This is a genomic window from Thermopetrobacter sp. TC1, from assembly GCF_000746275.1.
In the GTDB taxonomy this organism is placed as follows: Bacteria; Pseudomonadota; Alphaproteobacteria; order Rhizobiales; family Aestuariivirgaceae; genus Thermopetrobacter.
In genome coordinates, this window is record NZ_KN050831.1 from 1 (window position 1) to 7,987 (window position 7,987).

The 7,987-nt window shown below is 58.7% G+C and carries 8 protein-coding genes; 4 read left to right on the forward strand and 4 right to left on the reverse strand.

From position 1 onward, the window contains the following. Together EK16_RS12435 and EK16_RS10395 are read right to left on the reverse strand one after the other, a co-directional pair. A partial coding sequence (locus EK16_RS12435; protein ID WP_197059690.1) for a transposase occupies positions 1-382 on the reverse strand: 382 nt, incomplete at its 3' end. After that, the gene (locus EK16_RS10395) at positions 280-648 is read right to left on the reverse strand and encodes an IS5 family transposase (RefSeq protein WP_231573672.1); all 369 of its coding nucleotides are present in this window, start codon (positions 646-648) and stop codon (positions 280-282) included. The genes EK16_RS10395 and EK16_RS12435, both read right to left, overlap by 103 nt. Positions 649-1,871: 1,223 nt before the next feature. Here EK16_RS10395 and EK16_RS10400 point away from each other — a divergent pair. After that, entirely contained in the window at positions 1,872-3,767 is a 1,896-nt protein-coding gene (locus tag EK16_RS10400) for an extracellular solute-binding protein (protein ID WP_038037038.1), read from the forward strand. A gap of 147 nt (positions 3,768-3,914) precedes the next feature. Next, positions 3,915-4,619 carry a DsbA family oxidoreductase gene (locus EK16_RS10405; protein WP_197059678.1) on the forward strand — a complete coding sequence of 235 codons (705 nt, stop codon included), beginning with the start codon at positions 3,915-3,917 and terminating at the stop codon, positions 4,617-4,619. A 5-nt stretch (positions 4,620-4,624) separates the two neighbouring features. Here EK16_RS10405 and EK16_RS10410 read toward each other — a convergent pair whose 3' ends face one another. After that, positions 4,625-5,842, reverse strand: coding sequence for a pyridoxal phosphate-dependent aminotransferase (locus EK16_RS10410; RefSeq protein WP_051929260.1), 1,218 nt, complete (start codon positions 5,840-5,842; stop codon positions 4,625-4,627). Between the two features lie 127 nt (positions 5,843-5,969). On the opposite strand from EK16_RS10410, the gene EK16_RS10415 reads away from it, so the two are divergent. After that, positions 5,970-6,365, forward strand: a complete 396-nt coding sequence (locus EK16_RS10415; RefSeq protein WP_038036930.1) for a hypothetical protein — start codon at positions 5,970-5,972, stop codon at positions 6,363-6,365. A 439-nt stretch (positions 6,366-6,804) separates the two neighbouring features. Next, positions 6,805-7,011 (forward strand): hypothetical protein, encoded by a 207-nt coding sequence (locus tag EK16_RS10420; RefSeq protein WP_038036931.1) that lies wholly within the window; start codon positions 6,805-6,807, stop codon positions 7,009-7,011. 634 nt (positions 7,012-7,645) lie between these two features. Here EK16_RS10420 and EK16_RS12440 read toward each other — a convergent pair. Further along, a partial coding sequence (locus EK16_RS12440) for a hypothetical protein (RefSeq protein WP_081910479.1) occupies positions 7,646-7,987 on the reverse strand: 342 nt, incomplete at its 5' end.

Here is a 7,987-nt window from a genome sequence, read left to right on the forward strand (position 1 = left end):
TTATGAAACACTCAACCAGATGGCGTTCTTTGTAGATTTCTCTGTCATGGGGGATGGTAACTGTCCGGGAACGCTTCGAGGGAATCACCGTCTCACCACCAGCCCCGGCAATGAAGGCGCGCAGTTCGTTCGAATCATAGGCCTTGTCAGCCAGCACCTTGCTGAGGGAAAGGCCCTTGAGAAGATCAATGGCTTGCGCAATGTCGGCCACCTGACCGGCGGTGAGAATGAAAAGCAGAGGATTGCCAAACCCGTCGACAAGGACGTGGATTTTGCAGCTCAGCCCTCCGCGCGAGCGTCCGATGGCCTGATCCTGAGCCCCCCTTTTGCGCCGGCAGCATGCTGATGCGCCCGCACGATGGTGCTGTCGATGATCAGATATTCAAAGTCCGGATCTTCACGCAAGTGCTTGAAAAGGCGCTCCCAAACGCCCTTGCGCGACCACCGCCAGAAGCGGGTATAAACTGTATACCAGGGGCCAAATTCTGGTGGCAGATCGCGCCACGGCGCGCCTGTGCGCGCAATCCACAGCACGGCGTCGATGAACAATCTGGTATCCGTGCCAGTACGGCCCCGGTCGCCGGCCTTGCCTGGCACCATGTCCTTAATGCGTTCCCATTGCTGGTCTGTAAGTGCCCGTCGAATCAAGATCGCCTCCCTCAGTTTGCGATCTTGAATCACATTGACGCCTCAAAGGGAATCCCCATCGAATAAGAAAATGTAAACACGGCCTAGCACTTCTCTTGACCTCATACTTAGCAAGTAAGACTAATTTCCCATGCCAATCCTTGCGGAAGCGTTAAGGTCGGCAATTCTTTCCGCCCCCTGGCTCAAAAACCCGGCATTTTTCAGACGAAACCCACTGGTGACCGAGGAGCTTCAGGAAGCAAGATGTTGCCGTCAAACCGGCCGAGGAAAAAAGACTTTCCATACGTTGGGCGTTTGCTGATTAACTCATTGATAAACAACAAGAAAACGTCATTGCCAGGCCTTGCCCCGGCAATCCAGGGCCACAGATGAGGCGGTTTCGGAGAACGACGACATTCGCCAACCGGCTAGACCAAGGCCGTATGAAAATAAATTGCCGGAACGGGATTGTATCCCGTTTCGGAACGTTTAGGCGGGGTTTACAACCCCGCCTAAGGCGTGAATGGCGGGGTAATATACCCCGCCAAAACGTTCCGGAAGGATATATAATATCCTTCCGGCGGTGATCTCCTTTAAAGGACAGAACCTAGAAGAACCCTTCTTGACGGCCATCACCGCATGAGTAAACCGCCCCTGGATGCCCGGGACACGCCCGGGCATGACAAAAGAGTGTGCGAATTCAATACTTTAAAAATGATCTTCCTCCATTAAGGTGGAGTTGGTTGTGTCTGTCCTTACTCCTCCACTGCGTCACAGCCTTATCCTGTCTTGGTTGTTTAAGGAGGGCTAGCCTAAAGGATGCATCGTCTCAATCCTCCCCCTGATAGGGGGAGGTCGGCGCGAAGCGCCGGGAGGGGGTCGGGCCACAAACGCAGAGATAAATTGCCCGTCCCCCTCCCCGCCCTTCCCCCTGCCAGGGGGAGGGAAAAAAGGTGCTTCACGTGTGAAAAGAATATCAATGGCAACTGAGTTGCTGACATAACTAATTGATGTTCAATAAAAAATTGCATCCTCCCAAGTTTGGGCAAGGGTGGAAGAATGCCTAACTAAAGGTATTTGCGTAGCATGTGATTAATTACACTTTTTATGGTGAAAATCATTCGCATGTATAGGGCGATATAATTGAACAGAGGTGAGACGAAGCCCAAAAGGAGGCGCAAATCCGCTCTGTTCAGTTCCGCGCACCCTTTGTCTGGCCACGGGCTCGGCATAGAATGCACGCCATGGACGATTCGCGCACATATCCCTCGCGGCGGCGTTTCCTGCACGGCCTGATCGGCGGCTTGGGCGGGGCGCTCAGCCTGCCGCTTCTGCCCGCCGCTGCGCAACAGGCAACCGACGGCAAGAAGGCGCACACATCCGCTGTCTCAGAAAGCCGCCAGAACGCAAGACAGATCCTGCACGGCATTGCCATGCACGGCCGCCCGGCCTTGGCCCCGGATTTTGAGCATTTTCCCTATGTCAATCCCAGGGCGCCGAAGGGCGGTGTCTTGCGCATGGCCATCACCGGCTCCTTTGACAGCCTCAATCCCTTCATCATCAAGGGCCAGCGCGTCTGGCAGGTGGCGCTTTATGTCTTCGAGCCGCTCATGGCCCGTTCCCGCGCCGAGCCCTTCTCCCTTTACGGCCTCATCGCCCGCGGTGTGGAGATGCCGGATGATCGCCGGTTCATCACCTTTCACATCGATCCGGCCGCCCGTTTTGCCGATGGTGAACCTGTCACCGCGCGGGATGTGCTCTTTTCCTGGCAGACCCTGCGCGATCATGGCCGGCTCAATCACCGCAGCTATTATGCGCGCGTGAAAGAGGCGAGCCTTCTTGATGATCACACCATCCGCTTCGATCTTTCCGGCGAGGATCGTGAGCTGCCGCTGATCCTGGCGCTGATGCCGGTTCTGCCCCGGCATTTCTTTGCCGATCATCCCTTTGAGCGCACAACGCTCAAGCCCCTGCTCGGCTCCGGCCCCTATCGCATCGCCGAGGTGCGCCCCGGCCAGCGCGTCGTCTTCGAGCGCCGCAAGGATTACTGGGCCAGGGATCTGCCCAGCCGCCGCGGTCAGTTCAATCAGGACCGCATCATTCTCGATTATTACCGCGATACCGAAACCGCCTTTGAGGCCCTGAAAAAGGGGCTTGTCGATTTGCGCTACGAGACCGACGCCACCCGCTGGGCCACCGGATATGACTTTCCGGCGGTGAGGCAAGGCCGCTTCATCAAGGAAACGATCCCCACCGGCCTGCCCAAGCCGCTGTCCGCCTTCGTCTTCAACACCCGCCGCCGCCTCTTCGCCGATCGCCGCGTGCGCGAGGCCCTGCTGCATACGTTCGATTTTGAGTGGGCCAATGCCAACCTCTTTCACGGCCTTTATGAACGCACCCATGGCTATTTCGACGGCTCGGAGCTGTCTTCCGTCGGCCGGGCGGCCAGCGCGCTGGAACATGCGCTCTTGAACAAGGTGAAAGCCCGGCTGGAGCCGCGCTTTCTCAACGGCTCCTGGCGCGCGCCGAAATCAGACGGCTCCGGGCATGACCGCCGCAACCTGCGCCGCGCCTATGACCTGCTGCGCGCAGCCGGCTGGCGGCTGAAGGGAGAGACCCTCGTTGATGCGCAAGGGGCGCCATTCTCCTTCGAGCTGCTCGTGGCCACCATCGAGCAGGAGCGTCTGGCGCTTACCTGGCAGCGCAGCCTGCGGCTTCTCGGCATTCAGATGCGCATCCGGCTTGTGGATTCGGCCCAGTTCACCCGCCGCCTGCTCAATTACGCCTATGACATGGTGCCCTACACCTGGTACAATTCCCTCTCTCCGGGCAACGAGCAGCGCTTCTACTGGGGCTCGCAGGGCCGCACCCGCCCCGGCACCCGCAATTACATGGGCGTGGCCGATCCGGCCATCGATGCCATGATCGAGGAAATCGTCGCCGCCCGCGAGCGCGAACCCTTCGTTGCCGCCGTGCGCGCGCTCGATCGCCTGCTGATCAGCGGCTTTTACGTCATTCCCCTCTATCACGCCCCCGGGCAGTGGATCGGCCGCTGGCGCCGCCTGCACCGTCCTGAGAATCCCTCTCTCTATGGCTTTCTCACCGAAACCACCTGGACCGAGCCCGAAACCGGGCAGTAATACCAACCTGCATGACGAACCGCCCATCTTGCGCAGGCGAACATCCCTTGCCATGCGGAAAGGCCGGCAAGAGCGCCATTGCATCGGGGCGCCGGCCGGGGCATTCTCTTGCGCAAGGGTTCAAACAGGCACATGAAAGGAACGGCCATGAATGATGAGACCACAGGCGCGCCGCAGCAGAACGCCGCCAGTGATGATGACGTGCGCGCCATTGAGCTGGACGTGATCTGCGATTTCTCCTGCCCATGGAGCTATATCGGCAAGAAGCGTCTGGATGCGGCGCTGTCCATGCTGGAAGCGCCGGTGAAGGTAACCTATTACCCCTATCTGCTCGCCGCCGACATTCCGCCCGGCGGCATTCCGCGCAAGGACTGGCTGGCCAAGGCCTACGGCACGCCGGTGCAGGTGCGGAAAGTTCTGGATGAGATCGAGAAGGCCGGCAAGCTGGAAGGCATCACATTCAATTTCGATGCCATCAAGGTGCAGCCCTACACCATCGACGCACACCGCCTCATGCGCTGGGCCCAGGAACAGGGCAAGGCCAGCGAAATGGCCGACCGCCTGTTCAAGCTCTATTTCGAGGAGGGCGAGGATATCGGCGACATTGACGTTTTGGCGCAGGCGGCTGCTGATATCGGCCTCATGGACGTCTTCAAGGCGCGCAAGATGCTGGAATCGGAGCTGGACGTGGACGAGGTGTGGAAGGACATCCAGGAGGCGCACAAGCTCGGCGTGAAGCGCATTCCCGCCTTCATCATCGCCCGCAAATACGCCATCCTCGGCGCCGAGGACGCGGTCACCCTGTTCAAGACCCTGCAAGTGGTGCAGCTGGAGGCGGAAGAGGCCAACTGAGGTTTTTAAGCCTGGACATAAGCCTCGATGGCCGCAGCGAGGCGATTAAGCCCGGCATCCAGCAGCTCTTGTGATGTGGCAAACGAGATGCGCACGCTGCCTGGCACGCCGAAGGCCGAGCCCGGTGTCAGCGCCAGATGGTGATGCTCCAGCAGCCAGTCGCAGAACGTCACGTCATCCTTGGGCAAATCGTCCCGGGCGCGGGCGAGAAGCATGGAAATGTCAAGAAGCACATAAAAGGTTCCTTCCGGCCTGTGCGCACGCACTAAAGGCAGCGTTTCCAGCCGCGCCATCACCTCATCACGGCGCTGCTGATAGGTCTGGCGCATGGCCTCCACCGCCTCGCGTGAGCCTTTCAGGGCCGTCACCGCCGCCTTCTGCACAAAGGCATTGGCACCGGCGGTGATCGCGCCCTGCATCTTGACCATGGCACGGGCGATGGGCGCGGCCGCCGCCGCATAGCCCAGACGCCAGCCGGTCATGGCAAAGCCCTTGGAAAAGCCGTTGACCGTGATCGTGCGTGCCTTCATCCCCGGCAGGGCGGCAATGGAAATGTGCCGCGCATCATCGAAGACGATGTATTCGTAGATTTCGTCAGAGAGCACCATGAGGTCGGGATGGGCGCGCACGATATTGGCGATCGCCTGCAGCTCCGTGGGCGAGGCCACGGTGCCGGAAGGATTGCAGGGCGTGTTGATGATGAGCAGCCGCGAGCGCTCCGTCAGCGCCGAGGCGATCTGCCGGGCGGACAGCCGCCAGCCGCTCTCGAAACTTCCCGGCAGAACCACCGGCCGCCCGCCCGCAAGCCGGATAATGCCGTCATAGGCCACCCAATAGGGCGCAGGCAGGATCACCTCATCCCCCTCGTCCACCACGGAAAGAATGGCGTTGGCGATGGCCTGCTTGGCGCCGTTGGTGACAACGATTTCCTCTTCCCTGGCCGCAATGCCGTTTTCCCGGTTCAGCTTCTCGGCGATGGCTGCACGCAGCTCCGGCAGGCCGGGGATGGGGGCGTAATGGGTGTGTCCCGCCTCCATGGCCGCACAGGCGGCCTTGCGGATGTGTTCCGGCGTATCGAAATCGGGCTCGCCCAGGGTGAGCATGATCACGTCCGCGCCTTCAGCCCGCAAGGCACGGGCTTTGGCAGACATGCGCAATATGGCCGATTCAACGAATCGGTTTACGCGGCTGGCCAGATGCTCCTCCGGGCGAAACGGCGGCATTGAAACGTTACTCCCTCTCTAACCCGCGCATGTTGCGGGCTTTACAAACACCTGCTCCTGCGGGCTTGCCTTGAAAGCCCCGGCAGGTCAATAGTGCCTTTCCATGATATTCGCTGGAGTTGCAACCATGGCGAGAACCATCCCGTCATGCGGCAAAGGTGCCGCAGCCATTGCTTTTGCGCTGCTGCTTGCCAGCTGCACGGCCGCGCCACCGCCTGCTCAGCAGGCAAGCCCGGCGGCCGGCCCCTATGCCGACGGCCGCCGGCATCACGAACGCGTGCGCTACAATGGCCGCGATTATGACGTGGCCCTGCGCCACGAGGGCGCCGGCATCTTTCATATCGCCGTATCCGCCCCTCATCGCCGCCTGGGCCACACGGCGGGCGATGGGCGTATTGTTGAGGGCATTGCGCTGTCCACCTTGAGACACTTCGCCTGCCGCAGCGGCGCGCGCGCCTCCGCTCTTCCCGGCACGCTCAAGGCCGCCCAGGGCCGCTGGCAGCTTAAGGCGCGCTGTATGTGATTCTTTTCCGCACCAGGCGAGAGTGCGAGAATACCCGGACATTCCTCCCAAAACGGGCGGGAAATGCGTGTTTGCCCCGTTTTACGACAAAATTTTTTTGCCCCGAAAAGCAGGACACATCGCCACGCTGATCACCATGGCATGCATACCAAAAGGTAATATATTACCCATTTGCAACCTGCATGCCCGTGTCATTTTCAATGCGTTGGTCATGCGTGCATGCCAATGATATTTTCATGTTCATAGCGTCCAAAGGGTCATGAAAGACTATATATGAATGGCTATAATCCGTATTCGGACGGATCCCTAAGAATAATGACGGATCGTCCTTTTGGGGGAGGGACGGGTCCTGCAAGGGGGCAGGCAGGGAAAAAGGCGGAAACCATACCGTTTCCGCCAAGATGGGCGGCATATAATAATGAACAAAATGACACGACGCATGGCCGAAAAGGCATTCAACCCCGATTCCGTCAGCAGACGTGAAATGATTGATTATATCGCGCGCATGTCGCAGGAACTGACGGACATGGCCTATCAGGCCGACTGCAAGTTTGTGGCCTATCTTCTCAAAATGGCGACCATGGCCGCACGCGAGGAGGCCACGCGCGAAGCCCTGGAAAACGATCCGGAGGAATGTCCCTGCTGACAGGCGGGGGACACACAAGAGAAATCACGATAAATCAAGGCGTTGTCCAGATCAAAATATTTAAGGCCACACGACACGACACCCGCATTGTCATACCCTGGATCAGCCGGCATCTCAGGCCACAATCGCATGCGCTTGCGGCACGAGGCTTCAGGCGTGCCCCCATAAAATCCGGCGCGCCAGCCCTGAAGGTTGCCCTTTTCGCTGCATCTCGCTGACATTTCGCCCTTGAAAATAGATTCGGCTATTTCCCGCGGGCGAAAAGATCAGCGATTCTCAAGAAAATGCCGCTGGCATCGTCGTCTTGGTGAGTCCACGCCCTAAGGCTTTCGCCGGAGTGGCGAGGGAGACAAGCATATCTGTCGTCCATGATTTGTGAATAATAATATGAACCCTTATAATTCTTATAATGAATTCAGAAATGAATTTCTGACAAGTTCACAAAAACGATGATACCAGAGATGTATTTTTAAAAATTACCATTTCCCAAAAGTTTGCAAAACCTTCCCTCACAAAGAACAGTCAATGTTTTTACACACCTTGAAAAAATCAAGGAAAGCGCCAATAGCATCTTCCTGCCATTGGCGCTTTCGCATATCATTTGTTTGGACATGGGATTTATTTGGGGATTTCTTTACCACCCCCAATCGTCGTAACCACCCCAGTCATCGTAACCACCCCAGTCATCGTAGCCGCCCCAGTCGTCGTAGCCGCCCCAATCGTCGTAGCCACCCCAGTCGTCGTAGCCGCCCCAGTCATCGTAGCCGCCCCAATCGTCGTAGCCGCCCCAATCGTCGTAGCCGCCCCAGTCGTCGTAGCCGCCCCAGTCGTCGTAGCCGCCCCAATCGTCATAGCCACCCCAGTCGTCATAGGTGCCCCAGTCGTCATAGGTGCCCCAGTCGTCATAGGCACCCCAATCGTCGTAGGCGCCCCAATCGTCATAGGCGCCCCAATCGTCATAGGCGCCCCAGTCGTC

Bases quoted from the DNA above. Each gene is read 5' to 3' on its own strand.
- EK16_RS10415 (WP_038036930.1), top strand. From the start codon at position 5,970: ATGGCGAGAACCATCCCGTCATGCGGCAAAGGTGCCGCAGCCATTGCT.
- EK16_RS10420 (WP_038036931.1), top strand. From the start codon at position 6,805: ATGGCCGAAAAGGCATTCAACCCCGATTCCGTCAGCAGACGTGAAATG.
- EK16_RS10405 (WP_197059678.1), top strand. From the start codon at position 3,915: ATGAATGATGAGACCACAGGCGCGCCGCAGCAGAACGCCGCCAGTGAT.
- EK16_RS10410 (WP_051929260.1), bottom strand. From the start codon at position 5,842: ATGCCGCCGTTTCGCCCGGAGGAGCATCTGGCCAGCCGCGTAAACCGA.
- EK16_RS10400 (WP_038037038.1), top strand. From the start codon at position 1,872: ATGGACGATTCGCGCACATATCCCTCGCGGCGGCGTTTCCTGCACGGC.